This window comes from Franconibacter pulveris (genome assembly GCF_056780215.1).
Window position 1 is genome coordinate 3760435 of sequence record NZ_CM165555.1, and the last position, 26257, is coordinate 3786691.

General features: G+C 57.2%; 18 protein-coding genes. 4 read left to right on the plus strand and 14 right to left on the minus strand.

The annotated features are described in order from the left end of the window. Window positions 1–18: 18 nt before the first annotated feature. From recD to rppH, 12 genes are all read right to left on the minus strand, one after another. The gene (gene recD / locus ACU4F7_RS17730; protein ID WP_481637457.1) at window positions 19–1854 is read right to left on the minus strand and encodes an exodeoxyribonuclease V subunit alpha; all 1836 of its coding nucleotides are present in this window, start codon (window positions 1852–1854) and stop codon (window positions 19–21) included. Beyond that, a complete protein-coding gene (recB, locus tag ACU4F7_RS17735; protein ID WP_481637458.1) occupies window positions 1851–5393 on the minus strand; it encodes an exodeoxyribonuclease V subunit beta in 3543 nt (1180 codons plus the stop codon). Before recB ends, recD begins: the two co-directional genes overlap by 4 nt. After that, entirely contained in the window at window positions 5390–8278 is a 2889-nt protein-coding gene (gene ptrA, locus ACU4F7_RS17740; protein ID WP_481637459.1) for a pitrilysin, read from the minus strand. The genes recB and ptrA overlap by 4 nt, the downstream gene beginning before the upstream one ends. Window positions 8279–8431: 153 nt before the next feature. Beyond that, a complete protein-coding gene (gene recC, locus ACU4F7_RS17745; protein ID WP_481637460.1) occupies window positions 8432–11803 on the minus strand; it encodes an exodeoxyribonuclease V subunit gamma in 3372 nt (1123 codons plus the stop codon). 12 nt (window positions 11804–11815) lie between these two features. After that, window positions 11816–12145 carry a prepilin-type N-terminal cleavage/methylation domain-containing protein gene (locus ACU4F7_RS17750; RefSeq protein ID WP_071788445.1) on the minus strand — a complete coding sequence of 110 codons (330 nt, stop codon included), beginning with the start codon at window positions 12143–12145 and terminating at the stop codon, window positions 11816–11818. After that, window positions 12121–12549: a DUF2509 family protein gene (locus ACU4F7_RS17755; RefSeq protein WP_029591002.1), complete on the minus strand. Its 429-nt coding sequence runs from the start codon at window positions 12547–12549 to the stop codon at window positions 12121–12123. Before ACU4F7_RS17755 ends, ACU4F7_RS17750 begins: the two co-directional genes overlap by 25 nt. Then, on the minus strand, window positions 12546–13106 hold the full coding sequence (locus tag ACU4F7_RS17760; protein WP_029591003.1) for a prepilin peptidase-dependent protein: 561 nt from the start codon (window positions 13104–13106) through the stop codon (window positions 12546–12548). The genes ACU4F7_RS17755 and ACU4F7_RS17760 overlap by 4 nt, the downstream gene beginning before the upstream one ends. Continuing rightward, window positions 13097–13570 (minus strand): prepilin peptidase-dependent protein, encoded by a 474-nt coding sequence (locus ACU4F7_RS17765; protein ID WP_029591004.1) that lies wholly within the window; start codon window positions 13568–13570, stop codon window positions 13097–13099. The genes ACU4F7_RS17760 and ACU4F7_RS17765 overlap by 10 nt, the downstream gene beginning before the upstream one ends. A 177-nt stretch (window positions 13571–13747) precedes the next feature. Next, window positions 13748–14542 (minus strand): thymidylate synthase, encoded by a 795-nt coding sequence (gene thyA / locus ACU4F7_RS17770; protein WP_024556451.1) that lies wholly within the window; start codon window positions 14540–14542, stop codon window positions 13748–13750. 6 nt (window positions 14543–14548) lie between these two features. Then, window positions 14549–15424: a prolipoprotein diacylglyceryl transferase gene (gene lgt / locus ACU4F7_RS17775; protein ID WP_029591005.1), complete on the minus strand. Its 876-nt coding sequence runs from the start codon at window positions 15422–15424 to the stop codon at window positions 14549–14551. Between the two features lie 152 nt (window positions 15425–15576). Further along, on the minus strand, window positions 15577–17823 hold the full coding sequence (ptsP, locus tag ACU4F7_RS17780; RefSeq protein ID WP_029591006.1) for a phosphoenolpyruvate--protein phosphotransferase: 2247 nt from the start codon (window positions 17821–17823) through the stop codon (window positions 15577–15579). Between the two features lie 12 nt (window positions 17824–17835). Continuing rightward, window positions 17836–18366: an RNA pyrophosphohydrolase gene (rppH, locus tag ACU4F7_RS17785; RefSeq protein WP_024556454.1), complete on the minus strand. Its 531-nt coding sequence runs from the start codon at window positions 18364–18366 to the stop codon at window positions 17836–17838. A gap of 684 nt (window positions 18367–19050) precedes the next feature. On the opposite strand from rppH, the gene mutH reads away from it, so the two are divergent. From mutH to ACU4F7_RS17805, 4 genes are all read left to right on the plus strand, one after another. Then, a complete protein-coding gene (gene mutH / locus ACU4F7_RS17790) occupies window positions 19051–19737 on the plus strand; it encodes a DNA mismatch repair endonuclease MutH (protein ID WP_024556455.1) in 687 nt (228 codons plus the stop codon). Between the two features lie 71 nt (window positions 19738–19808). Continuing rightward, window positions 19809–20522, plus strand: a complete 714-nt coding sequence (locus ACU4F7_RS17795) for a TerC family protein (protein ID WP_029591008.1) — start codon at window positions 19809–19811, stop codon at window positions 20520–20522. 128 nt (window positions 20523–20650) lie between these two features. Further along, window positions 20651–20869 carry a YgdI/YgdR family lipoprotein gene (locus tag ACU4F7_RS17800; RefSeq protein WP_024556457.1) on the plus strand — a complete coding sequence of 73 codons (219 nt, stop codon included), beginning with the start codon at window positions 20651–20653 and terminating at the stop codon, window positions 20867–20869. Window positions 20870–21006: 137 nt separating this feature from the next. Then, the gene (locus ACU4F7_RS17805) at window positions 21007–22047 is read left to right on the plus strand and encodes an NADP(H)-dependent aldo-keto reductase (protein ID WP_481637461.1); all 1041 of its coding nucleotides are present in this window, start codon (window positions 21007–21009) and stop codon (window positions 22045–22047) included. Window positions 22048–22093: 46 nt separating this feature from the next. Here the strand turns inward: ACU4F7_RS17805 and lplT are convergent, their stop codons facing one another. Both lplT and aas read right to left on the minus strand, forming a co-directional pair. After that, complete coding sequence (gene lplT, locus ACU4F7_RS17810; RefSeq protein ID WP_481637462.1) at window positions 22094–23284, minus strand: lysophospholipid transporter LplT; 1191 nt, start codon at window positions 23282–23284, stop codon at window positions 22094–22096. After that, a complete protein-coding gene (aas, locus tag ACU4F7_RS17815) occupies window positions 23277–25436 on the minus strand; it encodes a bifunctional acyl-ACP--phospholipid O-acyltransferase/long-chain-fatty-acid--ACP ligase (RefSeq protein ID WP_029591011.1) in 2160 nt (719 codons plus the stop codon). The genes lplT and aas overlap by 8 nt, the downstream gene beginning before the upstream one ends. Window positions 25437–26257: the final 821 nt, after the last annotated feature.

Genomic DNA, 26257 nt, shown 5'->3' on the forward strand with positions numbered 1-26257 from the left:
CCGCGCGTAAGCGGCCTTTTATTCCTGAAAATGCGCCATCAATCCGCTGCGTCGCTCGGTACGGGTGGCGATAGCCTGCTCAAAGACCCGGTCATCGGTATAAAGCGACAGCCGCGTGCGGGCGCGAGTAATGGCGGTATAGACCAGTTCACGCGTGACCACTGGCACAACCTGACCGGGCAGGATCAGCGCCGCGTGGTCAAACTCCGACCCCTGTGATTTATGCACCGTCATCGCCCAGGCGGTATCGTGCGCCGGAAGACGGCTCGGCTGCACAGCCTTCACGGTGCCATCCGGCATAGGGAACCAGACGCGAAGCCCCTGCCCCCGGTCGAGCGCAATGCCGATATCGCCATTAAACAGCCCCAGCGCGCTGTCGTTACGGCTAATCATCACCGGCCTGCCTTCATACCAGCGAGAAAGCGGCGCGCGCGTAATAACCCGCCGCTGCGCCAGCGCCTGCTCCAGCCGTTCGTTTAATCCGGCAACGCCGAACGGCCCTTCGCGCAGCGCGCAAAGCAGCTGAAATTCGCCAAATGCCTGCAAGACCGTTTGCGGTTCGGCGCCTTCCCGCAGCGAAGAGAGGAAACGCTGATAGCCCTCCAGCGACTCGGCAATCATGCGCGTGTAATCTTCGCTGCTTTGCAGCGGCTTTTTGGCGATATCGTCAAAATCCTGGGAAAAGGCGCCGCGCGCCGCCCGGTGATCGCTGCCGTTGACCGCAAAAGCCAGCCGTCCGATACCGGAATGGCTGCCGAAGCGATAGCTTTTTTGCAGCAGGCACAGACAATCCCGCAGTTGGGCAGCCTGTTCGCTCTCCCCTGCGGCTATCTGGCAGCCTGTAATACGGCTTAGCTCCTGCGCCCTCGCGGCGGTAAAGCCATGGCTGACGTAGTGACAAATGTCACCCAGCACGGCGCCGGCTTCGACTGAAGCGAGCTGGTCGCGATCGCCCAGGAAGATCACCCGCGCATGAGAAGGCAGCGCCGCGATAAGCCGCGCCATCATCGGCAAATCGATCATTGAGGCTTCATCCACCACCAGTACATCCAGATGCAGCGGGTTACCCTCGTGATAACGCAGCCGCTGGCTGCCAGGCTGCGCGCCCAGCAGGCGGTGCAACGTGCTTGCGTCGTCCGGCAGCGCCTCTTTTTGCGTTTTCTCCAGCGGCAGACGGCGTAGCGCAGCGCCGAGCGACTCAGTCAGGCGCGCCGCCGCTTTGCCGGTCGGTGCGGCGAGGCGAATGCGTGGAGGTTTGTCGCCCGCCAGCCGCACTATCGCCGCCAGCAGTTTTGCCACAGTGGTGGTTTTGCCGGTGCCGGGGCCGCCGGATATCACCGAGATACGGCGGGTTAACGCCACCGCCGCCGCGACTTTCTGCCAGTCAACCTCGTCAGTTGGCGCAAAAAGTTCATTCAGCACCTGGTTTAGCTTCGCCTCATCCGCCGTGATAACCAGGTTTTGCTGGCGGAAGAAGGCGGCGACCGCCTGTTCATGCCGCCACATGCGGTTGAGATAAAGCCGTTCGCCAATCAGCTTAAGCGGCGTTGGCGCGCCGTCTTCGCTGACCGCCCTTGATGCCAGCAGCACCTCGCGCCAGTTTTGCGGATTGCCTGCGGCGTCGAATAACGCCTGCGCGAGCGGCTCCTGCTGCCTGCCGGGGAAGCAGTGCTCAACGCAAAGCCGACTTACAGGCAGGCAAACATGCCCTTCGCCCGCGTCGCGGCTGACCAGCGCTGCGGCCAGCATCATTGCGGGCTCTTCATTGCTCGCTACCATCATGGCGAACTGCGCATCCAGCGGACGCAGCAGCTTGTGCCGGACCGCCTGTTGAATAAGTTCCTGCATCTTCATGACGCTACCTCCTGCTCACCGGCAAATAACGCATCCATACCTTCTACCAGCTCAAGCGCCGGGCGGGTGGTGAAAATGCCCTGCGAAGCGTCATCACCCGTGACCCCGCGCAGAAAAAGATAAATTACGCCGCCAAAATGGCGCTCATAGTCATAATCCGCCAGCCGGTGGCGCAAATAGCGGTGCAGCGCCAGCGTATAAAGCTGATATTGCAGATCGTAACGGTGCGACTGCATCGCCTGCGCCATCGCGTCGCGGGTGTAAGCCGCCGGGCTGTCGCCAAGCCAGTTCGATTTATAATCGAGCAGGTAGTAACGCCCCTGCCAGCGAAACACCAGATCGATAAAGCCTTTCAGCATGCCGCGAACCTGACGGAAATCGAGCGGCGGACAGCCAGCGGAAAGCGGGTCGTGACGGCGAATCAGTTCGTCCAACGCCTGCGGGGCGAGCGTGGCGTTAATCGGCACATAAAACTCCAGCTCCACCTGTTTGTCCTTCGCAGCGAGCTGATTTAACGATACGCCGCTATCATTTAGCGGCGCGCGCAGTACGCTCTCTATCCACTGCGTCATGACGGGCTGCCAGCTTTCGTCAAAACCGCCCAGCAAAAGCTGCTCGCTGACCCACTCCCCCTGCACAGGCTGCGTGAAATCCAGATTTTCAAACAGGCCGTGCAGGAAAGTGCCTGGCGAAGCCCCGCGAGGAAAGGTGTGCGGCGTCATCGCCGGCGCGCTTTGCGTCTCGCGATCGCCTGCCGCGTCGATATCGAGCTTCGGCACCCAGTCCTGGGCAAAAGTGGGGCCGTGCTGCTGCAACCCGGAATAGCTGGTGACGCGCCATTCATCAACGATACGACGCTGCAACTCCCGCGCAGCGAGGCTCAACGCTTCGCCGGGCGGCGGCGTCCAGGGGCTGTTGTCCGGCTCTGCCGGCTCGTTTAAGGCAATGGCGTCATCGCAGAGGGCCTCCAGGCAGCGTTTAAGGCCGTTTGCATCCAGCGCCTCGCCTCGTTGGATAAGACGCCCAAGCGCGCTGCGGTGCAGATCGGTCTCACCATTCTTCGCTCCGCGGCTGCGAAAAAGCGGCGCAATGCCCAGACTGCAATGCCAGACCGAGCGGGTTAAGGCGACATAAAGCAGACGTAAATCCTCCGCCAGCCGCTCCGCCTCGGCAAGCTCCACGCTGCTCGCGTCGTTGCTCAAATCCAGTACTGCCGCGAAAGTTTCGCGGTCATGGTAAAAACCCATTTTTTGTTCGCGGAAGTCGGCGATAAAAGGCAGCCAGACCAGCGGATATTCCAGCCCTTTGGATTTATGGATAGTGACTATCTGCACCAGATGCTTATCGCTCTCTAGGCGCAATTGCTGACTGGCGGCGTTCGCGTCCGGCTCGGCGATATGCTGCGCCAGCCAGCGCACCAGCGCGTACTCGCTGTCCGCTTGCGCGGAAGCCTCCTGCAATAGTTCGCTCAGGTGCAGAATGTCCGTTAACCGTCGCTCGCCACCTGGCGTCGCCAGCAGGTTTTCCGCAACCTGACGCTTTGTCATCAGCACGCGCAGCATAGGCATTACGCCGCGCTTAAGCCAGATTTGCCGGTAGCCGTCAAACTCTTCGACCAGTTCATCCCAGGCGCTTTCATTGCGGTTAAGCGCTTCGATGGCCCGCGCGTCCAGCCCGAGCATGCTGGCCGCCATTGCGCTGCGCAGGCGGGTTTCCACCTCCGGCGCCAGTACGGCCTGCAGCAGCCAGAGCAGCTCCAGCGCCTCCTGTGTGGCGAAGACGCTGTCGCGATTCGAGAGATAAACCGAAGGAATATTCAGCGCATTCAGCGCCTCACGCACGACCGAAGCTTCAATACGGTTGCGCACCAGCACGGTGATATCGGAAGCCTGCACCGGCCTTGCTTCATCGCCTTTGCAAAGCAGCGCCTCGCCGCGCAGCCCTGCCGCCAGCCAGTCGCGGATCTGATGGGCGCACACCTGCGCCATATATTGTTGGTAATCGCTTACTCCGGCGCCTTCGCCCTCCATTAGCCAGAACCTCATGGAAGGCTGGGTCTGCCCGTGTAAAGTAAAACGCAGCGACTGGTTGCGCGGCGCGGATTTTACCGGCTGGAAAGGAATGTCCTGAAACAGAAAAGGATTATCAAGCAGGCTGAAAAGTCGGTTAACGCTTTCCACCATTCCCGGCGCGGAACGCCAGTTGGTATCAAGAGTATAGTGAGCGCTAACTTCACTACGAGCCTTCATATAAGTGAAGATATCTGCGCCGCGAAACGCGTAAATCGCCTGTTTCGGGTCGCCAATCAGCAACAGAGCGGTATCAGGCTGGCCAAGCCAGATGCGACGAAAGATACGGTATTGTTGCGGGTCCGTATCCTGAAATTCATCGATCATCGCCGCCGGATAACGGGTACGGATAGCCAGCGCCAGCGCGTCGCCGCCTGGCTGATTCAGCGCTTCATCCAGCCGGCTTAACATGTCGTCGAAGCCAAGCTCGCCGCGACGGCGTTTTTCCTGGGCGACGGTCGCGCGGATCTCCGCCATCGCCCGCGCCATTACCAGGTCGCGGATGGTTAATGGCTCCAGCAACAGCTCGTCGATCGCTTCAAATAGCGGATGGCGAGGCGGCTCGCCCTTTTTCGTTTTTTCAATAAGGTTGGACTGGGCGAATTTGCCAAGCGCGTCCGGCAACTGGTAAGACTGCGTTTCTTCCTGCGCCCAGGCGTTGACCTTATCAAGCCAGGCAGGCAGGTTTTTACTGCTGAAGCTGCGTTTATCAACACCGGAACCGGCGATCATGGCGCCAATCTCATCCGCAAGCGAACGCCACTGGCTTTTAATCTGATCGATACGGTCGATAATTTGTTGATGCCGCGCCTCCAGCGTTTCCGCATCCTGCGGCGGCGCTTTAATTTGCGGCGCTTCGCCATGCAAAAAGCCGCTGATATCGCGCAGCAGCGACTCCGGCCCGTCCCACAGTTCGCTGATGGCGCGGGCGACCGCTTTAGGCAGCGGGTAACAGTGGCGCCGCCAGAAATCGGCGCACGCCTGGTAGCGCAGCAGAGATTCATCTTCGATCAGCTGCTGCTCAAATGGCATACCGGACTCAAAAGCATTCAGGCTCAGCATGCGCTGACAAAAGCCGTGAATGGTAAAGATAGCCGCTTCGTCCATCTGCCGCTCCGCCAGCAGCAGCGTTTGCGCCGCGTGACGCTTATCCGGGATTTCATCCAGCAGCCGTTGATAGAGCGGGTCGTCGGTGCGTTCGCGCAGGCAGGCGACGCGCAGCTCGTGGATATTGCTGCGGATACGTCCGCGCAGCTCTTCCGTCGCGGCCTCGGTAAAGGTGACGACCAACAACTCTTCAACAGATAGCGGCCGGGGATGGGCGTTCTCGCCGCCCAGCCCCAGCAAGAGCCGCAGATAAAGCGCGGCGATGGTAAAGGTTTTTCCGGTCCCGGCAGAGGCTTCAATCAGCCGTTCACCCAACAACGGCAAGCGAAGGGGATCAAGGGACTCTGCGCGTTCATCGGTCATTCTTTTTCACTCATCAGGGGTAAAGATTGTTGCAAACCGCTGACGCTCTCCTGCACTTCCCAGCCTTGCGGCGCGGCGTATTCCGCCTTGCCGTTATGAATACCGGAGACCTGAGACAGAACGGCCATGCCGGTAGGATCAATCACGGCCTGATGGAAGAAATCGGCCAGTTTTTGCGGCGTCAGCGTCTTAATTTCCGCGATTACTTTATCACGTGAATCAAAAGCCATATTCCCCCGGTCGAAATCTTTACTTACCCGAGAGGCTTCTTCAGAAAGCGTCTGGGGAGCCTGGAGCATCTGGTTGATAATAGCCTGCTGCGTTTGGGCGAACTCCTGCGGATCCAGCTTACGCAGGCGCTCTTCCGCCGTGGCGAAGAAGGCTTTATACCGCTCCCACAGAAAAGCGGGCTGCTTATCGCTGCTTTGCAGCAGGAAGCCCAGCCCCCACTGGCGGCCAATGCCCATCGGGAAAGCGAAAACGGCATACCCTAACTGTTCCTGAGTGCGCAGTTGGGTATAGAACCAGGGCTGAACAATCTGGCCAAGCAGCGCGCTGTAAGCGGAGCTGACGGTTTCGTTATACCCCTTCGGCACGAACACCGCCGCCAACGCCGAATCGGTGCTGCTGCCCGCTTTGTTAAAAATAACCTGCCGTTTTTTGTCCACCACCACGTCTTTATTACGGCACCACTCGTTGCCATTCGCGCCAAGCGAAGTCTTTACATCATGGGCGAGCTTGCTGGCCTGCTCCGGCGTTATGTTGCCAAGCATCAGGAATTCCGGCCGCCCCTGAGTTTTAAGGTTGTCGCGATAGCGCATCACTTCCTGCAAAGTTATCTTATCCAGCAGCGCCCGACGCGCTTCGCGCTGAAAATAAGGCACCTGAGAAAGCATCTGCACGGGCATAATAGCCTGCTCGTAGGCTTTGCCTTTATCCGCCGATTCCAGCATTCGGCTATACCAGGATTTCGCCTGCGCCAGCTGCTCTTCCGTCGGGCTGTAGGAAAAATAACCGTTCAACAATGCCTGGAAAAGCTGCGGCAAACGCTGCGTGTAACCGTTCGCGTTAAGCATCAGCCCATTGTTGGCATTAGTGGAAAAACTGATGCCGCCAACCGCCGCCTGATTGCTTAATTCATCCAGCGCCACCCCAGCCAGATAATCATTAAGCGCGAACAGCACCTGATTTTTAGCGCTGTCCATCGCCTGAGGATTACGCAGCACCATTGTGATGTCCGCTCTCGGCTCGCTGCTGAAATACTGGCTTGGGCTGTAAACCACGCGCAGGCCTGGCTCATTCACCAGCAACTCGGGATGAGCGAAAGCCTTTTCCGGCTTGATAAGCGTGAAATCATCCGGAATGTACGGGTTCAACTCCGGTAATTTAAGGGCGATGTTACCCGCCTGCTCGCGCCAGCTTTTCAGCGTGGCGGCAGGAATTTTGTCTACCTGGTAAGGCGCATCGACAAAATAGGCCATTTTGTTATGCGGCTCGTCAGGGCTGATATACCAGATGCGGGCGTTCTCCGGCGTCATCATCGCCAGCCGCGCTTTAATCGCCTGCGGATCGTAGCGGTCAGCAATGTTGACGACATCCAGCGTGTGCTCAACCGGCACGCGGATCATGGTGTCCGCCAGCCACTCCACATAATCCATATCCCGGGTGATTGAGGGATAGCGGAAATCGAGATCAAGCACGTTCGCCAGTTCGTCGAAATAGCGTTTGTCGATGCCTTTTTCACGCAACTGGTTCAAATAGCTGAAGACAGCGGCGACAACCCGGTCGCGCTGAGCCAGCCCTTTGTCCGTGAGAGTAACAGAGATAGCGAGCACGCCGCTGTTGCCGTTAACCACCGGATCGGAGTCGGCGCGTACGCCTTCGGCAAGCCCCTCGTTTTGCAGCCAGTCGGAGAGTGTGTCAGGGCTGCGGTTGCCAATGAGATAACCGATAAGCTCATCGGTTTTGCTGCGAAACTGGTCGCTATTGTTATCAATGCGAAATTCTACGCGCACAACCTTGCGCGGCATGACCGGCACATAATGAATGATGAGGCCCTTCTGCGCCTCGGTCACCACAGGTACGTTTATGGCGGGCTTTTCAATGTTTTTGTTCGGCACGCGTCCGTAAGTTTGTGCCGCAAGCTTCGCCAGTTCCGGCAAGGGCCGGTTACTGTAGATCACCGCTTTCATCAGATTGGCGGAGTAATATTTATCGCGAAAGGCCACCAGCGCTTGCTGCAGCGGGCTGCCCGGCTTATCACGCAGCGTCTCCAGGTTGCCGCCAGAGAAGCGCGAACCGGGGTGGGCCGGATTAAGCGTTTCGGCGCTGACCTGCGCCATGCGCATACCGTCGCGAGCGCGAGCCATCGTCAGCTCAGCATTTACCGCGTTACGCTCGCGTTCAGCATAGACTTTCGCAAGCGTGGGTTCAGCAATCGCATCCGCCAGTCTGTCCACCGCCCCATCCAGCGCGTCGTTTTCCACTTCCAGGTAAAATGCGGTGCGATAAGGGGCGGTGCTGGCGTTGTGGCTGCCGCCATGCATTTTGAGGTATTCCGCAAGGCTTTCGGGCTGCGGATACTTTTTCGAGCCCATCAGCGTCATATGCTCAAGGTAGTGGGCAAGGCCGAGATGGGCATCCGGATCTTCCAGCGAGCCTACTGGCAACACAAGCGCCGACAAGGACTTAACCGCTTGCGGATCGGAGACCAGCAAGACCACCATACCGTTATCCAGGCGAATAGCCTGATACTGACGGTTATCTTTTTCGCTTTTACGGATGGTTTCCTTGATGGGTTGCCAACCCGTGTCTGCCTGAGTGAGAGGAGCCCAAAGGGCGACGGATAAACAGAGCGCTTTAAACCAGGTCTGGCAATCAGGCATTTACGAACCTCTTAATCACAAAAACTCCTGAGCTTTTCATCATTAACGACAGCTTTCCCGTTACGGGATCGTTTTGTATTTTTGCATCAGCCCTGAGCAAGATGCGCATCATAAAGGAAACGGATCCTGTTGCGCAATTTTTATACAGTAACGTTATTTTTGATTGAATCTGAAAAGCGGCAGCAGATAGCGCTGCGCTTCCCGGATGATGGCCTCGTAATATTCCGGCTCCAGGTTGCGCCAGAGGCGCTGGTACCAGATATCCGCCCCTTCGCCTTCCACCATCTGGTTGCCAGTCCAGGCCTGCAATAGCTTATTGCGCGCTTTCTGCTGCGTCTCTTCATCCCATGCGATGGTATTGCTGGCCGGGTCGTAACAGGCCTTAAGCCATTCGCCGCCGCTTTGAGAGAGCAGAACCAGCGGGCTGCTCATTCCCTGTTTATACCCTTCAATCAGCTCGCCGAGATAACCGCGCGCCTCCTCCGCCGCCAGCGGAGGAAAGCGCCACTGACTGTCCTTTCGTCCATAAAGGCGGCTGGTTCCCGTACCGCCGCTCGCACAGTAGACCAGATGCTCAAGCCAAAGTTGCATGCCGTGCTCAACCCTTAACAGAGAAGGCCGCCAGCGCAGCAGCCCATCCTCCTGCACATGCTGCAACCAGCCGGTAAGCTGCACGTTGTTCAGCGTAAGATCGATCTCAAGGTTTTCGCTGTTGCTGCGCTCGGCGGTCACCCTGTCCGCCAGCGTCTGCATTTCCATCAGCTGGCTTTCCCAGAAGAGTTCGCCAAACGCGCCGTATGGCAACTCGCCCGCAGCACGGTAGCGACGGTAGAGCAAGTCGGGGTCTTCTTTCTCAACCAGCGTATTCAACAGCTGCTGGTTAAGCTGATAACGTCCCAGGCTGTCGAGCGTGAAGGGTTCGGCGTCCGGCAGTTCACTCTCTTCAGTACGGAAGTTCACCTTAAGCCGCATCTGGAAAAAAGCCCTTACCGGGTGGCGCCAGAAGCGCTGCAACTGCTCGAAAGGCAGCTCTTCAACCGGCTCCGGCTCCAGCGCCTGGATAAATTCCGGGTGCGCCTCGCCCTGATCGCTTGCTGCCGGCAGCCACTCGCGCGCATAGCTTTGCAGCTCGCGGGCGGGCAGGAAATTTTCCGCATCGAACGGCGTGCGAGGATGCAGCCGCGTCAGGTGCGCTTTGACCCGCCGGGCGCTCTCGTCGCAGTTAAGCGCCTCGTCTCCGGGCAGATAATGGCTCTGCGCCAGGTAGTCGATAAGCTCCTGTACCAGCACCGAAGGGTATTTTTCGCTGTTGTCCTGAATAGAGCGTCCGATATAGCTGATATAAAGACGCTGCTGCGCTGAAATGAGTGCCTCCAGAAAAAGATAGCGGTCATCATCGCGGCGGCTGCGATCGCCGCGAAGCGGCTTCTGGCTCATCAGGTCAAACCCGAGCGGCGAAAGCGTGCGAGGATAGACGCCATCGTTCATCCCCAGCAAACAAACCACCTTAAAAGGAATAGAGCGCATTGGCATCAGCGTACAGAAGTTAACGGGCCCCGCCAGAAAACGCTGGCTGATACGCTCCTGGTCAAGCCGCTGCGCCAGTTCATCGCGCAGCAGATTCAGCGGCACGCTGGCGTCGTAATGCCCTGCGATGCCCTGCTCTATCATCTCCTGCCACTGCTGCTCAATAAGCGCCAGCGCGGCTTCCGTCTCTTCATCCGGCGCGAAAAAGCTTTCCAGCATATCGCGGCAAACGGGCAGCCACTCGGCCAGCGGCCTCGGCTGTGAAAGCCCTTTACGCCAGAGGTTAAGCTGCATCAGCAACTCGGCGAGATGCCCGACCAGCTCGGCTATCAACCCGCTGGATTCATCATAAGGCAACACTTCCTGCCATTCGCCGACGTGGCTTTCCATCGCGTAGCCAAGCAACATGCGCGTCAGACCAAATTGCCACGTGTGCTGGCCTGTTGCCGGTAGCGCCAGCTCACGGACGTTATCATCGTCGATGCCCCAGCGCACGCCCGACTCATTGACCCACTGGCGCAGGTATAGCAAGCCTTCTTCATTGATAGAAAAACGGGCGGCCAGCGCCGGCACTTCCAGCAGCGCAAGCACATCCTCAGAAACAAAGCGGCTGTCCGGCAGGGAAAGCAACGTAATAAAAGCCTGCAACGCCGGATGCGCCTGACGCGCTTTACGGTCAGAGATAGCCCAGGGCAGCCAGCGCTCGTTACTGGCGCTGCCGAAAACCGCCTGGATGAACGGGCTGTAGCTATCGATATCCGCCACCATCACGATGATATCGCGCGGGGTAAGCTCCGGGTCGGCCTCCAGCATCCGCAGCAGTTGATCGTGCAATACTTCTACTTCACGCTGCGGGCTGTGGCAAACGTGCACGGTCACGCTGCGATCGTCAGGATCTAACGGTCGTTTATTTTCGCTGCGCTCAAACTCCTCCAGCGTCACGCCCGCCAGCGCGTTGTTTCGCAGTTCAAGCAGGTCGTATTGCAGGCTGTGCAGCAAATTATCCGGCGTGACGTTAACGAACACATCCAGCTCTTCAAAGTGCTCCAGGCCCGAAAGCAGATAGGTATAGTCGCGGCCCAGCTTGCCCCAGGAGGCAAGCAACGGATTTCCCACTTCCTGCTCGCCCTCCTCGTTGAAGAGCGAAAAGGCGGTTTCGTTATCCTTAAAGAGCGGCGAGGTGCCGCTCTGTGCGTGACGCTGCCGCTGGCGGCTCATCAGCCTCGCCAGAAATGCCGGATCTTTAATGTCGCCCCAGTAATAGCGGCAGGGGTTAGTGAACAACAAATGCACGTCGATGTGTCTGCCAAGCGCCTGCAGCGCCTGCAGATAAACAGGCGGGAGGGCGGAAATACCGCAAATAAAGACGCGCGCAGGTAGCCCCGGCGGACATTGCTGGGCATTTTCCAGCGTTTCGATAAAGCGCTGATAGAGATTAGCGCGGTGCCACTGCGGCTGGCCCAGCTGTGCGGTATGTTCTACCAGCGCTTTCCACAGCGGCGCCTGCCACTGCTGGGCATCGCCAAGGCCTTCGATCTCCTGTCCCGCCTCCCAGCGCGTCAGCCATTCCGGGCGGTAAACCAGATACTGATCGTAGAGATCCGCCACGCGGGAAGCGAGCTGGAAGAGCTTGCGTTTATCGTCATCATCATTGAGGTAATGCCGCAGCATCGAAAACTCGGGGCGCGACAACATCGCCGGAAGCAGCGTCATCAACTTCCAGCTCATGTTCTGTTTGGTAAAAGCGCTCTCTTCCGGAATATCGCGCAGCACGCGCACAAACATATCCCAGATAAAGCTTGCCGGCAGAGGAAAGGTAATGTTGGCGGCAATACCGAACTTCTGCGCGAGGGTCATCTGCAACCACTGCGCCATACCGGTGCTTTGCACCAGTACGACTTCTGGCTCGAAGGGATCGTCAAGCGGCTGGCGTTCAACAATGAACTCCATGATCGCTTCCAGCACATCCAGCCGGTTGGAGTGATAAACCCGTAACATAAAATCTCCTGACTACTGACCAGATGGGCAGTGTAAGCGGGCCAATTGCCCTTGCCTGCCTGTTGGGCTGGTAACAATAACCGAAATGCTGACACATCCCGCCGATGATGTCTGCAACCTCGTTGCTTTCCATCCCTGCGGTAGCGCTGGCGGTGCGATTTCTGTCTGCTGACTCGCAAAACGCCACAGCTGGCGGGCTTGCCACTGCGACTGAAACCCCATCGCCAACGACCGGTAAAATCCACTTAAAGAAACGGTAACCATGATGAAAAGCACCATAGCGACCAGTACTTCCGGCAGGCTAAAACCCGCCTGGCTTACTGCGCGACGGGAAGCTGACATTGCAAAGCCTCCAGCGGACAAAGATCGATCCAGCCGCGAGCACGGTATTTTATTCCAGCGGTTACGGGCTCGGCCCAGCGCCACAACGTTAACGAGTGGCTATCAACCGCCGCCTGCGCCGCCACAATGGCTTCGCCTTTTACTGTCCGCTTCGCGCAAGCGCGCCCCTTATACGCCGAAAAGGCCTGGCACTGCCACTCCTGATTAAGCCCCCAGCGCTGTTTTTCCGCCCAGGCGAGCGTTGAGACAGCGGTGGAAAACTGCTTCAGCGCCAGACTTTCGCTGGCGACAGAAGCAAACCGGGCGCTGAGCTGCTGTTGCAGGCCGCTCAGCATAAAGGAACCCAGTAATAGCAGCAGCAAAACAGCCGAAAGCGACGAGACGCCTCTCTGTTGACTGGTCATAAGTTGTACCCAACAACGCTATGCTCAATGTTGACTGGCGAACCGCCCTGGCCAGGCGGCGTGGCCGCAAAACGAATAATTAACAGTGGAGGCAAGCCGCTGCGCGCCTGCCTCTGTACAGTGAACGCATCAAAACGCATTTTTTGCGGGTCGGTCATTTTCTCCCAACCTTTACCCTCACACTGAGTTGCGCCGCGCTGGGTTTCCAGACTTTTATCCCGCAAGCGGTAACCTGTCTGCTCCGAGTCAGCGGAAGAGGATTCCCATCTGCCATTGCTGTTGGCATCCCACTGGAGGATGACGCATTGTCCGTTGGCGGCAATTTTCAGCGGCTCTCCAGCACAGTCGCCATGGCAATAGCCTGCACGCTGAAGCTGTTTGCCTACAGCAAAAGCGAGTTGCCATAGCTCCTCCTGCATCGCCGCCTGCTGCGTCTGGCGCAAAACGCCAAGGTGCAAGGCTGGCAGCATCCGCACCGCTCCCAGCAGCAGAGCGCTGCTGATGCCGAGCGCAATCAGGGTTTCCAGCAGCGAGAAGCCTTTTATTTTTACTGACATGACGGGCTCCCGCCTGCCGGACAAAGCCGTATGCGCCCCCAGACGGAGATAATGACGCGCCACTCCCCCGCCGGGCTGCGCAGTAAGATATGGCCCGGCCAGGCGGTATTACGCAGGCCGTAAAAAGCCAGCTCTGGCGTCACTTCGACAACCTCCACTTCGGCCCAGCGTGGTAAAAAAAGCCCCTTTATGCCTGCCCGACAGCGTCTCTCCTCTGCGGCTTCGCTGCCAATGCACCATGTCTGCCCCTCTCGCTTAAGCCAGAGTTTATGGTCGCGGTTATGCCAGTTGGCGTCCTCGCGTAATTGCTCAAGGAAGTTCCTTAGCTGACCTGCCGTTTGCCAGAGCCGCTGCTGTTCCTGCCAGCGCTGCCAGCCATAAAGGCCGCCTGCGCTCACTATCGCGACAATCGTTATCACCAGCATCATTTCAATCAGGCTATAGCCCTGCTCGTTTCTGTTCATGACGGCAGTCTGCCAGCAGAAGAAAAAATCACGAGCGCCGTTTTTCTTTTTCAGAAGGCGTCCCGGAAGAAATTCAGCCTGTTGCAGGTTATTGCATGTAACGTGGAAGGCAGCTCGGGAGAATGAAACGAGAGGAAGAAAAACCGGCGCGCAGATGCGCCGGTTATGGCAGCCTGTTTAAATCGCGACAGGCGCTTTGATAGCGGGATGCGGGTCGTAACCTTCTATCTCAAAATCGTCAAAGCGGTAATCGAAAAGCGATTCCGGCTTGCGCTTAATGATGAGCTTCGGCAGCGGGCGCGGCTCGCGGGTAAGCTGCAAACGCGCCTGCTCCAGATGGTTGCTGTACAGGTGCGTATCGCCGCCGGTCCAGACAAAATCGCCCGGCTCAAGATCGCACTGCTGCGCCATCATATGCACCAGCAGAGCGTAGCTGGCGATATTAAACGGCAGGCCGAGGAATACGTCGCAGGAGCGCTGATAGAGCTGGCAGGAGAGCTTGCCGTCCGCCACGTAAAACTGGAAAAACGCGTGGCAGGGCGCCAGCGCCATTTTATCCAGCTCACCCACGTTCCAGGCGGAAACGATAATGCGGCGGGAGTCCGGATCGTTTTTCAGCTGGTTCAGTACGGTGGCGAGCTGGTCGACATGACGACCATCCGGCGTTGCCCATGCGCGCCACTGTTTGCCATAAACCGGGCCCAGATCGCCGTTCTCATCCGCCCACTCGTCCCAGATAGTGACGTTATTTTCGTGGAGGTAAGCGATGTTCGTGTCGCCTTTTAAGAACCAGAGCAACTCATGAATGATGGAGCGCAAATGGCAACGTTTCGTCGTCACCAGCGGAAAACCCTCCTGCAGGTTAAAGCGCATCTGGTGGCCAAAAATAGAGAGCGTGCCGGTGCCGGTACGATCGTTTTTCGGGGTGCCCTCGTGGAGCACCTTATTCATCAATTCAAGATACTGTTTCATTACGTCTCACGAAATTTGCTGCTGCGGCGGACGGCGGTAAGCCCAGACCATCATGATAATGCCGGCGATAATCATCGGGATGGAAAGAATCTGCCCCATGCTGATGTATTGCACCCACTCGCCGGTAAACTGCGCGTCAGGCTGGCGGAAGAACTCCACGATAATGCGAAACGCGCCGTAGCCAATCAGGAACAATCCCGAAACGGCGCCGGTCGGGCGAGGTTTACGAATAAAGAGATTCAGAATAATAAACAGCACTACGCCCTCCAGCGCCAGCTCGTAAAGCTGGGACGGATGACGCGGCAGTACGCCGTAAGTATTGAAAAGCGACTGCCATTCCGGGTGCGCCGGCAGCAGCGCCATATCCTCGCCGCGAGAGCCAGGGAAAAGCATTGCGAAGGGGAAGCCCGGATCGACCCGGCCCCACAGTTCGCCATTGATAAAGTTGCCAAGACGCCCGGCGCCGAGGCCGAAAGGGATCAGCGGCGCGATAAAATCGGAAACCTGGAAGAAAGTGCGCTTAGTGCGTTTCGCGAAGATAATCATCACCACGATGACGCCGATAAGGCCGCCGTGGAAGGACATGCCGCCGTCCCAGACGCGGAAAAGATAAAGCGGGTCGTCGAGGAACAGAGGCAGGTTATAGAAGAGGACATAACCAATACGGCCGCCGAGAAACACGCCCAGGAAACCTGCGTAAAGCAGGTTCTCTACTTCGTTTTTCGTCCAGCCGCTGCCCGGACGATTGGCGCGACGGACAGCGAGCCACATCGCAAAAACAAAACCTACCAGGTACATCAAGCCGTACCAGTGCAACGAGATCGGTCCGATGGAAAAAATTACCGGATCAAAATCGGGAAAATGCAGATAGCCACTCTTCATCTGTCACCACAAGTCGTTGTTATTCCGCTGAAAGTGGACAGCGGTAATATGCTGCGCGCCTGATTCCGGGCGCTCCCAAAGTGCCGAATCATAGCATAAAGCCCGCCTTGAGACGGGGGGAAGTTGTAAAAGATGTGTAAGAGTAAAAAGGGTTACAGGCCGCCGCGGATCAGGCCGCCCATACCGCGACGCTCCATAAAAGCTGCCACCTGATGGCGCACTTCGGCCGCCAGCTGCGCCTCAAGGCTGCGTTGCGCCAGCTTCTGCGCCTCTTCAAGCGTAATATGACGCAGCAGATATTTTACACGCGCCACGGAACGACCGTTCATCGACAGATGGTGGAACCCCATTCCCACTAACAGCGCCACGCACATTGGGTCGCCCGCCATCTCGCCGCACAGGCAGAGATCGATGTTATTACGCCGCGCCTCGGCGGCTATCAGATTGAGCGCCCGGAGCATGGCCGGATGCAGGCTGTCATAAAGGTTGGCGACCCGGGTGTTGTTGCGATCGACCGCCAGTAAATACTGGGTTAAGTCGTTGGTGCCAACAGAGATAAAATCCACGCGGCTCGCCAGCTGCGGCAGCATGAAGATCATGGACGGCACTTCCACCATGACGCCGACGCGCGGTTTAGGGATGGCATACCCGAGCATCTCTTCCACTTCCCGCCCGGCGCGGTCAATCAACCGACGCGCTTCGTCTACTTCGTCAATACTGGTGATCATCGGCAGCAGAATGCTGAGATTGCCGGTCGCCGCGTTGGCTCGCAGCATAGCGCGCACCTGGATCAAAAAGATCTCTGGCTGATCGAGCGTGATGCGAATGCCGCGCCAGCCGAGGCAAGGGTTCTCTTCGCTAATCGGCATATAAGGCAATTGCTTATCGGCGCCGACATCAAGCGTGCGCAGCGTGACGGGTTTGTCATTAAACATCTGCAGCATCCCTTGATACTGCGCGACCTGCTCTTCCTCGGAGGGAAAACCGCTTTGCAGCATGAAAGGAATCTCAGTGCGGTAAAGACCGATGCCGTCGATACGGCTGCCGAGCTTTTCTTCGTGCTCCGGGCTGAGACCCGCATTGAGCATTACCTGTACCCGTTCGCCGCTTTTCAGCTCGCCGGGTTGTTCGACATCCCCTTCTGCAAGGCGGCTCAGCTCGTTCTCTTCGGTCACCAGCCGCTGATATTCCTGCAGCAGAACGGGTTCCGGGTCCACCAGCAGTTCGCCGCGGTAGCCATCCACAACCAGCATGCGATGATGCAAAACAGAGGGCTGAATATCGGCGCCCATGACGGTTGGAATGCCAAGCGCGCGCACCATAATAGCGGCATGCGAGTTGGCCGCACCGTCGCGAACCACTACGCCGACCAGCCTGTCCTGCGGCAATTCGGCAAGCGTAGTCGCGGAGAGTTCATCAGCGACCAGAACGAAACGCTCAGGCCAGGTATTCGGCCCCTGAATGTTGTCATCAAGATGAAACAGCAGGCGCTGTCCGAGCGTTCGCAAATCACCGGCCCGCTCTTTAAGATAGCCATCGGTCAGGGCGGCGAATTGCTCGGCAAATTTTTCAATGACCTTTTTAACCGCCCACTCCGCGACCGAGCCTTTGTCGATTTCGCTATAAAGCTCCCGGCGAAGTCGGGCGTCGGAGAGAAGATGCGAGTAAAGATCGAAGATAGCCGCCGTCTCTTTCTGCGCGCCTGCGGCAAAGCGTTTGCTGTAGCGGCGAAACTCGGCGGAGGCCTCTTCCAGCGCCGCGGTGAGACGCTCGCGCTCCAGAGAAGTATCAAGCGTGGACGCTTCGTAGACCTGCTCCATCAAAGGCAGCGTGGTGTCCATCCACCCCTGCGCTATCGCTACCCCTGGCGAGGCGGGCAGCGCGCGAATGCGGGTCTGCCGATATTGGCCAAACAGCGCGGTAAGCTGAGATTGGGAGAGGATCGCCGCCATTTGTGTGGCGAGCGTAACGAGGAAGGACTCCTCGCTTTCATCATACTGGCGCAGTTCACGTTGCTGCACCACCAGCACGCCTAACAACTGACGACGCTGAATAATAGGCACGCCGAGAAAAGCGCGATACCGCTCTTCTTTAACGGCAGGAATATATTTGAAGCTGGGATGTTTCTGGGCATCCGCCAGGTTGATGGGCTCCGCAAGGCGTCCCACCAGGCCGACAATCCCTTCATCAAAGGCAAGCGCAACGGTGCGGCCGCGCGGTTTTTTAAGGCCGCGCGTCGCCATCAGGTAGTAACAGCGCCTGTCGTGATCGGCTAAATAAACCGAGCACACCTCGGTGTCCATCGCAAGACAGATATCATTAACCAGGATGTTCAGCGCCTCGCTAAGACGCGGGGCGCTGGCAACCTTCTCGACTATTTCTCGCAACCGGGTGAGCATAATTTGCGTGGCTTAACCTCTTTTACGTCGCCAGGCAGGAGAAGCGTTTCTCGGCGGCGCCGCTTCCTGCAAGGGCATCACTACGCTTGCGAACTCTTTCATCACCCGACGATAGACATCGCGCTTAAAGGAGACAACCTGACGTACCGGATACCAGTAACTGACCCAGCGCCAGCCGTCGAACTCAGGTGTGCTGCTGGTCTGCATATTGATATCGGTGTCGTTGCTCACCAACTGCAGAAGAAACCATTTTTGCTTCTGGCCGATACAAACCGGCTTTGTGTCCCAACGCACCAAACGTTTTGGTAATTTATAACGCAACCAGTTGCGGGTAGTGGCGAGGATGCGGACATCTTTTCGTTGTAAACCTACCTCTTCGAAAAGCTCGCGATACATCGCCTGTTCCGCCGATTCGCCAGGGTTGATGCCACCTTGCGGAAATTGCCAGGAGTGTTGGCCAAAACGCCTGGCCCACATTACCTGCCCCTGACGATTACAGATCACGATACCAACATTCGGGCGGTAGCCATCATCATCGATCACCGGACTACCTCAAAATAAACCTGGATAGTAACGATTGTTTCATACTCCTTTGTGACGGTAAACCACTCTGTTGGGCGCGACTTCAAGGAATAAACCTTGAATAACTCACAAAAATATGCCGACTTATAAACAGAGACGAGGCGCAAGCGGCCGTTTTATTCACTTTTTCTGTGGATATCACTGTGTAGAAGTAGCTAATTTCCCAGGGAAAACCCAGGACAATTCTGTCCCAGCCAAAAACAGCCATACGAATATAACCTTGTTTTTCAGCCAATTAAATAAATAACCCACCCTTCGCGCCTACAAAATGTGATGCACATCACGCTTAAGATCCTGGTGGTGATGAAAGATCGAGCAGAGCCGTTTTTATCCACAGATTGTGCCAATAAGTTAGTCACAGGCTGGCGAAAAAGTGCAAAAGCGGTTCGCGTCAAGGCTGTAAATCGAACCAGTAGTGGCTTCTTTTCACAGTTATCCCATTTTTCTGTGGATAACCCGGTGTAAGATCCTGTTCATTGTCAGTGACCAGATTGGGAAAACCCGTTTTTTGTCAGCCCGGAATTGGTTTTTTTATTTAAAATAACCATTACAATCAACAGGCTGCATATGTTGCTCACAGCGCGGTAAACTCTGTCCACAAGCGCTCTTTTTGCTGTTCATTTTTTAACCTAACGGAAAAGCACCATGTTGTCACTCTCTCCCCTTCGCCAACCGCCGGAAGATGAAGCGCAGCTGCTTGCGCAGGCTGGCCTGCTGGCAGGCATGACGCTGGGCGAACTCGCCGCCCTCGCAGGCTTGCCCATTCCACCCGATTTAAAGCGCGACAAGGGCTGGACAGGGATATTGCTGGAGTTATGGCTTGGCGCCAGCGCGGGCAGCAAGCCGGAGCAGGATTTCGCCGCGCTCGGCGTAGAGTTGAAAACCATCCCCATTGACCGTCAGGGACGTCCGCTGGAGACCACTTTCGTCTGCGTTGCGCCGCTTACCGGCAATTCCGGCGTGGTATGGGAAACCAGCCATGTGCGTCATAAGCTAAAACGCGTGCTGTGGATCCCGGTGGAAGGCGAGCGCGCGATCCCCCTCGCCGAAAGGCGCGTAGGCTCGCCGCTGCTCTGGAGTCCTTCGGCGCATGAGGAAGCGCAGCTTCGCCAGGACTGGGAGGAGTTAATGGATTTAATCGTGCTCGGACACGTTGAGCGCATCACCGCTCGTCACGGCGAAGTGTTGCAGCTTCGTCCCAAAGCCGCGAACAGCAAAGCCCTGACGGAAGCGATTGGCGCAAACGGTGAACCTATTCTTACCCTGCCGCGCGGTTTTTACCTGAAGAAGAACTTCACCGGCGCGCTGCTGGCGCGACATTTTTTGTTATAAAGAGATTAAATTTTTACCCTGCCGTGTTGGATGCATATAATTAGCGTTTTCTTTATAAGCAGGACTTTTAGATGTTATTTGCATGGGTAACAGATCCCAATGCCTGGCTGGCGCTCGGTACGCTGACGCTGCTGGAGATTGTGCTTGGGATCGATAATATTATTTTTCTCTCTCTGGTTGTGGCGAAACTCCCCAAATCACAGCAAGGCAAAGCCCGAAAACTGGGCCTTGCCGGCGCGATGATTATGCGCCTGGCGCTGCTGGCTTCCATCGCCTGGGTTATCAAACTCACCCAACCGCTGTTTACCGTGTTAGGGCAAGAGATCTCCGCGCGCGATTTAATTCTGCTGCTCGGCGGCCTGTTCCTTATCTGGAAGGCGAGCAAGGAGATCCATGAATCCATTGAAGGTGAAGAAGAGGGGCTTAAAACCAACGTCCACTCTTTCTTCGGCGCGATTTTCCAGATCATGCTGCTCGATATTATCTTCAGCCTGGATTCTGTGATAACCGCAGTCGGCCTTTCCGACCACCTGTTTATCATGATGGCGGCGGTCGTGATTGCCGTGGGCGTGATGATGTTCGCAGCGCGCCCGATTGGCGAATTTGTCGAGCGTCACCCTTCCGTCAAAATGTTGGCCCTTTCGTTTTTGATCCTGGTGGGCTTTACGCTGATGCTGGAAAGCTTCGAGATTCACATTCCTAAAGGCTATATCTATTTTGCGATGTTCTTCTCTATCGCCGTTGAAAGCCTTAATTTGATACGTAACAAGAAAAATCCCCTTTAATCTCAGGCGCTCCTTCGGGAGCGCTTTTTGATTTCCTTTAAGAATTGCCTGCTTTTTTGTCGCGCTTCGCTGGTATTTACTAGAATGACTACGTTAATCCATTCCATATCCATACGAGGCGAATAAAGATGAATAAATGGGCTGTAGTCATTTCCGCTGTGGGTCTGGCTTTTGCTGTTTCCGGCTGCAGCAGCGACTACGTTATGGCAACGAAAGACGGCCGTATGATCCTCACCGACGGCAAGCCGGAAGTAGACGATGATACGGGTCTGGTAAGCTACCGCGATCCGCAGGGCAACGAACAGCAAATCAACCGCGACCAGGTGTCACAAATCATTGAACGTTAACGTATAAAAGGCCAGTTTTTCCGCTGGCCTTTTCGTTTTTTGTGCGGCCTCCCCTTCCCCTTTTGGTCCCCCTCTGCCATGTTTATATTCCTTTGTCGGGAAGTGCCTGACACAGTCTAATAATAAGGAAGCCGGCTATGCATTATCACCGTATCCCTCATAGCTCACTTGAGATAAGTACGCTGGGACTGGGCACCATGACCTTTGGTGAGCAAAACAGCGAAGCCGATGCGCATGAGCAGCTGGATTACGCGGTAAGTCAGGGGATAAACCTCATTGACGTGGCGGAAATGTACCCCGTCCCGCCACGACCGGAAACGCAAGGGCTGACCGAAACCTATGTCGGCAACTGGCTGAAAAAGCGCGGCAATCGCGAAAAGCTGATCATCGCCTCCAAAGTGAGCGGGCCGAGCCGCAACAATGACAGCGGCATACGCCAGAACCAGGCGCTGGATCGCAAGAATATCCGTATTGCGCTGGATGAAAGCCTTAAGCGTCTGCAAACCGACTATCTCGACCTTTATCAGGTGCACTGGCCGCAGCGCCCGACGAACTGCTTTGGCAAGCTGGGCTACAGCTGGACGGAGGGCGCGCCTGCCGTAACGATCCTCGAAACGCTGGAAGCGCTGGCCGAATACCAGCGCGCCGGGAAAATCCGCTATATCGGCGTCTCGAACGAAACCGCCTGGGGCGTGATGCGTTATCTGCACCTGGCGGAAAAGCACGATCTGCCGCGTATCGTGACTATCCAGAACCCCTACAGCCTGCTTAACCGCAGCTTCGAAGTGGGTCTTGCGGAGGTCAGCCAGTTTGAAGGCGTTGAACTGCTGGCCTACTCCTGTCTCGCCTTCGGCACGCTGACCGGCAAATACCTGAACGGCGCGAAGCCTGCGGGCGCCCGCAACACGCTGTTCAGCCGCTTTACGCGCTACAGCGGTGAGCAGTCGCAAAAAGCGGTGGCGGCCTACGTAGATATCGCGAAGCGCCACGGGCTGGATCCAGCGCAGATGGCGCTGGCTTTTGTGCGTCGCCAGCCGTTTGTCGCCAGCACCCTGCTTGGCGCCACCACGCTTGAGCAGCTGAGAACCAATGTGGAAAGCCTGCATCTGGAATTAAGCGAAGAGGTCCTGGCGGAGCTGGAAGCGGTCCATCAGGTTTATACCTACCCGGCGCCGTAAAGCTGGGTCTGGTCTGTAAAAAAACCCGCCGGAGCGGGTTTTTTTATTACTGTTTGCGTCGCCAGAACCAGAGCCCGGCGATGGCCAGCGCAAAAATAGCGCCGAAGCCGACGCCAATGCCCACCACCGGGGCGCCTGCTTTTACCGCCAGGGAATAGAGCCCCAGCATCAGCAGCATGGCGGTGTTTTCGCCAAGATTTTGCACCGCTATCGCATTCCCTGCGCCTACCGAGCGCTTGCCGCGCTCCTGCAATAGCGCATTGAGCGGCACCACGAAAAAGCCGCCGAAAATGCCAATCAGCATCAGCAGCAGATAAGCGGGCAGCAGCGCCTGCTGGAGCGCGAACGCGATAACCGCCACGCCAATCAGGATGCCCGCTGGCATGCAGCGCGATACCGTTTCAAGCGTTACCAGCTTCGCCGCCGCACCCGCGCCAAGCACGATGCCGATCGCTACCATCGCGTTAAGGTAGGTCGGCGTGGCGTTATCGGTAATGCCGAGCGCCACCGGCACCCACAGCACCAGCAGGAAACGCAGCGTCACCCCCGCCCCCCAGAACAGGCTGGTGCCGACCAGCGAAAATCGCGTTTCGTCGTTTCGCCACAGCACCCGGCAGGCGTTAAAGAAGCTGCGGGTCATCGGCGTAAAGCGCCATGACTGCCCCGGGCGCGCCGGGGCAAGCTTCGGAATAAACAGGTTCGCCACTACCGCGCCGGCGTAGACCAGCGCGCAAACCGCCAGCGCCGCGCCGATGTGCCAGTCCGCCAGCACCCCGCCCGCCACCGAGCCGACAAGGATGGCGGCGATGGTGGACGACTCCATCAGGCCGTTGGCTTTTACCAGCCGGTCGCCGGTGGTCAGCTCGCCAAGAATGCCATACTTCGCGGGCGAGTAAGCCGCCGCGCCAATCCCCACCAGCGTATAGCCGATGAACGGATTAAAGCCAAGGCCGATAGCTGCCGCGCCAAGCAGCTTCAGGCTGTTCGCCACCATCATCACCCGTCCTTTGGCGAAGCTGTCCGCCACCTGGCCGACAAACGGCGCAAAAAGGATATAGGCGGCGACGAATACCATTTGCAACACCGGCTGGCTCCAGTCCGGGTAAAACTGCGCTTTCAGCACCGCCAGCGTGGCGAAGAGCAGCGCGTTGTCGCCAAAGGCAGATAAAAACTGCGCGGCGATAACCGCCAGCATGCCGCGGGAAAAGAGCGACGTGGAATGGTTGGCGTCATGCATGCGTCTGTTCTTCCTGGTCGACCATCGATTTGAGAGTAACAAAATCGGGCTTGCCGCTGCCCAGCACCGGCAACTGCTTGAGGTAGCGAATATCGCGCGGCACCGCCAGCTCCGGCACGCCGTGGGTTCGCGCCTGCTGCTGGAGTTTTTCACGCGTCAGTTCGCTGTCGGTCGTAAACAGCACCAGCGCTTCGCCCTTCGCGGCATCGCTCTTGATAGCCGTGGCGTGCATTTTCTCCGGCGAAACCGCCAGCGCCAGCTGCTCTACCATTTCCAGCGAAACCATTTCACCAGCGATTTTCGCAAAGCGTTTGGCGCGTCCCTGAATAATCACGTACCCCTGTTCGTCGAAGGTGACGATATCGCCGGTGTCGTACCAGCCTTTCTCGCTCTCGCCGTTGGCGTTCTCCGCCGTCGGCTCCTCCAGTACGCCCGGCTTCTCTACCCGCAGATAGCCCTTCATCACGTTCGGGCCTTTCAGCTGTAAACGCCCGCCCTGCTCAATGCCCGGCACGGCCAGCAGGCGCGCGTCCATGGAAGGAAGAATGCGCCCGACAGTGCCAGGCTTTGCCGCCATCGGCACGTTAATGGAAACCACCGGGGCGCATTCCGTTACGCCGTAGCCTTCCAGAATGCGCAGGCCGAATTTGTCCTGCCAGATTTGCTTTGTGCTCTCCTGCAGTTTTTCCGCGCCAGCGACCACATAGCGAACGCGGTAGAAATCATAAGGATGAGCAAAGCGGGCGTAATGGCCGAGGAACGTTGAGGTGCCGAACAGCACGGTGCAGTTGCGGTCATAGACCAGCTCCGGCACCACGCGGTAATGCAGCGGGCTTGGGTAAAGAAAGACTTCCGCGCCGGTGAAGAGCGGCGTGAATAGCCCTACCGTTAAGCCAAAAGAGTGGAACAGCGGCAGCGCCGACATAAAGCGGTCGCGGGCGGTAAAATCGGCGATGGTGCGGATCTGCTCAACGTTCGCGAGCAGGCTTTTATGGCTGTGCACCACCCCTTTCGGGTTGCCTTCCGAGCCAGAGGTGAAAAGCACCATCGCGGCGTCTTCCGGCTGTTGGGCGACCTGCGCCAGGCGGGGCGCCAGCAGGTGGCCGAAAATCCATAGCTTATCGGCCGTGGTGATTTCGCCGCGCAGATCTTCAAGAAATACCCAGCGAACCGAGGTGATTTGCTCAATCAAATGGCCGAGCTTGCCTTTTTCAATAAACTGGCGGGAGGTAAAGATAGTGTTGATCTGTGCGGCGGTGATGGCGCTGTTAAGCCCTTTCACCCCGGCGGTGTAGTTCATCATCGCCGGTACGCGCGCGCGCATAGACGCGCCGAAAATCACGGCGGCGCTGATGGCGGCGTTGGGCAACATCAGGCCGATAGTTTCGCCAGGCTTGCTGTATTTATCGAGAATGCGGCCGACAAACAGCGTCTTCTTCAGCAAGCTGCGGTAGTTGTCCGGTTTAAAGTTGATATCTTCGAGGCAGTTTTTGCCTTCGCCGTAGCGGTGCGCCGCTGAAAGCAGCGCCTCGAACAGCGTTTCACGCGGTCGCACCGCCATCCGCGCTTCCATCATAATCTGGTGCAGCATTTCACCGGCCAGACGGCGGCGATCGCGCGCGCGCGGCGCATCAGGCATCGCGATGGTGGTCGGCGGCAGAATATGCAGGTCGATAGCCGGGAAGAGGCGACGTTTCACCAGGCCCTTCAGGCGGCTGGTAAAGGTGAGTTCTGCGCCTTCAATGCGCATCGGCACAACCGTCGCGCCCGATTTCGCGGCGACAAACCCGGCCCCGTCATAAATTTTCATCAGCGAGCCGCTGACCGAAATACGCCCTTCCGGGAAAATCACCACCGGTCTGCCCTGGCCGATTAAGCGCACCAGTTGCTTGATGGACATCGGTTTTGTCGGGTCCAGCGGCACGAAATCGATAAACGAGGTCAGCGCGCGCATGTACCACTGGCTGCTGATAGAGGTATAGACGGCAAATACGGGACGCACCGGTAAAAAGAGCGCCAGCAGGATCCCATCCATAAACGAGACATGATTGGGCGTGATTAAAACGCGCGGCTGACTCAGCGCCCGAATATCGCCATGAAGCTGTACGCGGAACAGTATGCGAAAGAGGTTGCGGAAAAATCCAAAAAGCATCTCAACTCCCTTTGTCTTCAGTTATCAAGGATGAAGTATAGTCGCGGCAGATTACACGAGTTGTCGGGGATGAGCGACAGTTGAAAGCCGGGAAAGGGCGCGGGGATGGGCTACAGCGACACAATTCGGAATAACGCGAGGCGGATTACAGAGGGCATGAACGAGCGTCAAAACCTGCGCATCCGCGAAGGCCTGGGTAATGCGTGTGGTCAGCCGTTAACTGACGCCACCTGGCAATATCGCTGGTTATTGGCACCGGGCAATAAACCTGAATGACAGGCAAAAAAACCTGCGCATCCGCGCAGGCCTGGATAATGCGTGTGGTCAGCCGTTAACTGACACCACCTGGCAATTCCGCTGGTTATTGGCGCCGGGCGATAAACCTGAATGACAGGCAAAAAAAACCTACGCATCCGCGCAGGCCTGGGTAATGCTTGTGGTCAGCCGTTAACTGGCACCACCTGGCAATATCGCTGGTTATTGGCGCCGGGCGATAAACCTGAATGACAGGCAAAAAAAAACCTGCGCATCCGCGCAGGTTGGTGTAATGCTTGTGGTCAGCAGTTAACTGACACCACCTATCAATACCTCTGGGATCTCAACTCTACCAGCGGCGATTTCTCTGCCGCTACAGGCCAATCGCAACAGCCCATCGCAAAGTGTAACCAAAGGTTTTGTTTGACATTATTCCCCCTTTTTCAGTTACAGATGACAGAGCGCGGTCAGATGTAACAATTACACCCCGCTTTTGGATATGGTCCACAAAACGCGCCCATGTTTATGGCCAGTTGCTTGAAGTGACGCGGTTTTTCCGTAACACT

Coding starts and splice junctions, on each gene's coding strand:
- recD (WP_481637457.1), bottom strand. CDS start 1,854: ATGAAGATGCAGGAACTTATTCAACAGGCGGTCCGGCACAAGCTGCTG.
- recB (WP_481637458.1), bottom strand. CDS start 5,393: ATGACCGATGAACGCGCAGAGTCCCTTGATCCCCTTCGCTTGCCGTTG.
- ptrA (WP_481637459.1), bottom strand. CDS start 8,278: ATGCCTGATTGCCAGACCTGGTTTAAAGCGCTCTGTTTATCCGTCGCC.
- recC (WP_481637460.1), bottom strand. CDS start 11,803: ATGTTACGGGTTTATCACTCCAACCGGCTGGATGTGCTGGAAGCGATC.
- ACU4F7_RS17750 (WP_071788445.1), bottom strand. CDS start 12,145: ATGTCAGCTTCCCGTCGCGCAGTAAGCCAGGCGGGTTTTAGCCTGCCG.
- ACU4F7_RS17755 (WP_029591002.1), bottom strand. CDS start 12,549: ATGACCAGTCAACAGAGAGGCGTCTCGTCGCTTTCGGCTGTTTTGCTG.
- ACU4F7_RS17760 (WP_029591003.1), bottom strand. CDS start 13,106: ATGTCAGTAAAAATAAAAGGCTTCTCGCTGCTGGAAACCCTGATTGCG.
- ACU4F7_RS17765 (WP_029591004.1), bottom strand. CDS start 13,570: ATGAACAGAAACGAGCAGGGCTATAGCCTGATTGAAATGATGCTGGTG.
- thyA (WP_024556451.1), bottom strand. CDS start 14,542: ATGAAACAGTATCTTGAATTGATGAATAAGGTGCTCCACGAGGGCACC.
- lgt (WP_029591005.1), bottom strand. CDS start 15,424: ATGAAGAGTGGCTATCTGCATTTTCCCGATTTTGATCCGGTAATTTTT.
- ptsP (WP_029591006.1), bottom strand. CDS start 17,823: ATGCTCACCCGGTTGCGAGAAATAGTCGAGAAGGTTGCCAGCGCCCCG.
- mutH (WP_024556455.1), top strand. CDS start 19,051: ATGTTGTCACTCTCTCCCCTTCGCCAACCGCCGGAAGATGAAGCGCAG.
- ACU4F7_RS17795 (WP_029591008.1), top strand. CDS start 19,809: ATGTTATTTGCATGGGTAACAGATCCCAATGCCTGGCTGGCGCTCGGT.
- ACU4F7_RS17800 (WP_024556457.1), top strand. CDS start 20,651: ATGAATAAATGGGCTGTAGTCATTTCCGCTGTGGGTCTGGCTTTTGCT.
- ACU4F7_RS17805 (WP_481637461.1), top strand. CDS start 21,007: ATGCATTATCACCGTATCCCTCATAGCTCACTTGAGATAAGTACGCTG.
- lplT (WP_481637462.1), bottom strand. CDS start 23,284: ATGCATGACGCCAACCATTCCACGTCGCTCTTTTCCCGCGGCATGCTG.
- aas (WP_029591011.1), bottom strand. CDS start 25,436: ATGCTTTTTGGATTTTTCCGCAACCTCTTTCGCATACTGTTCCGCGTA.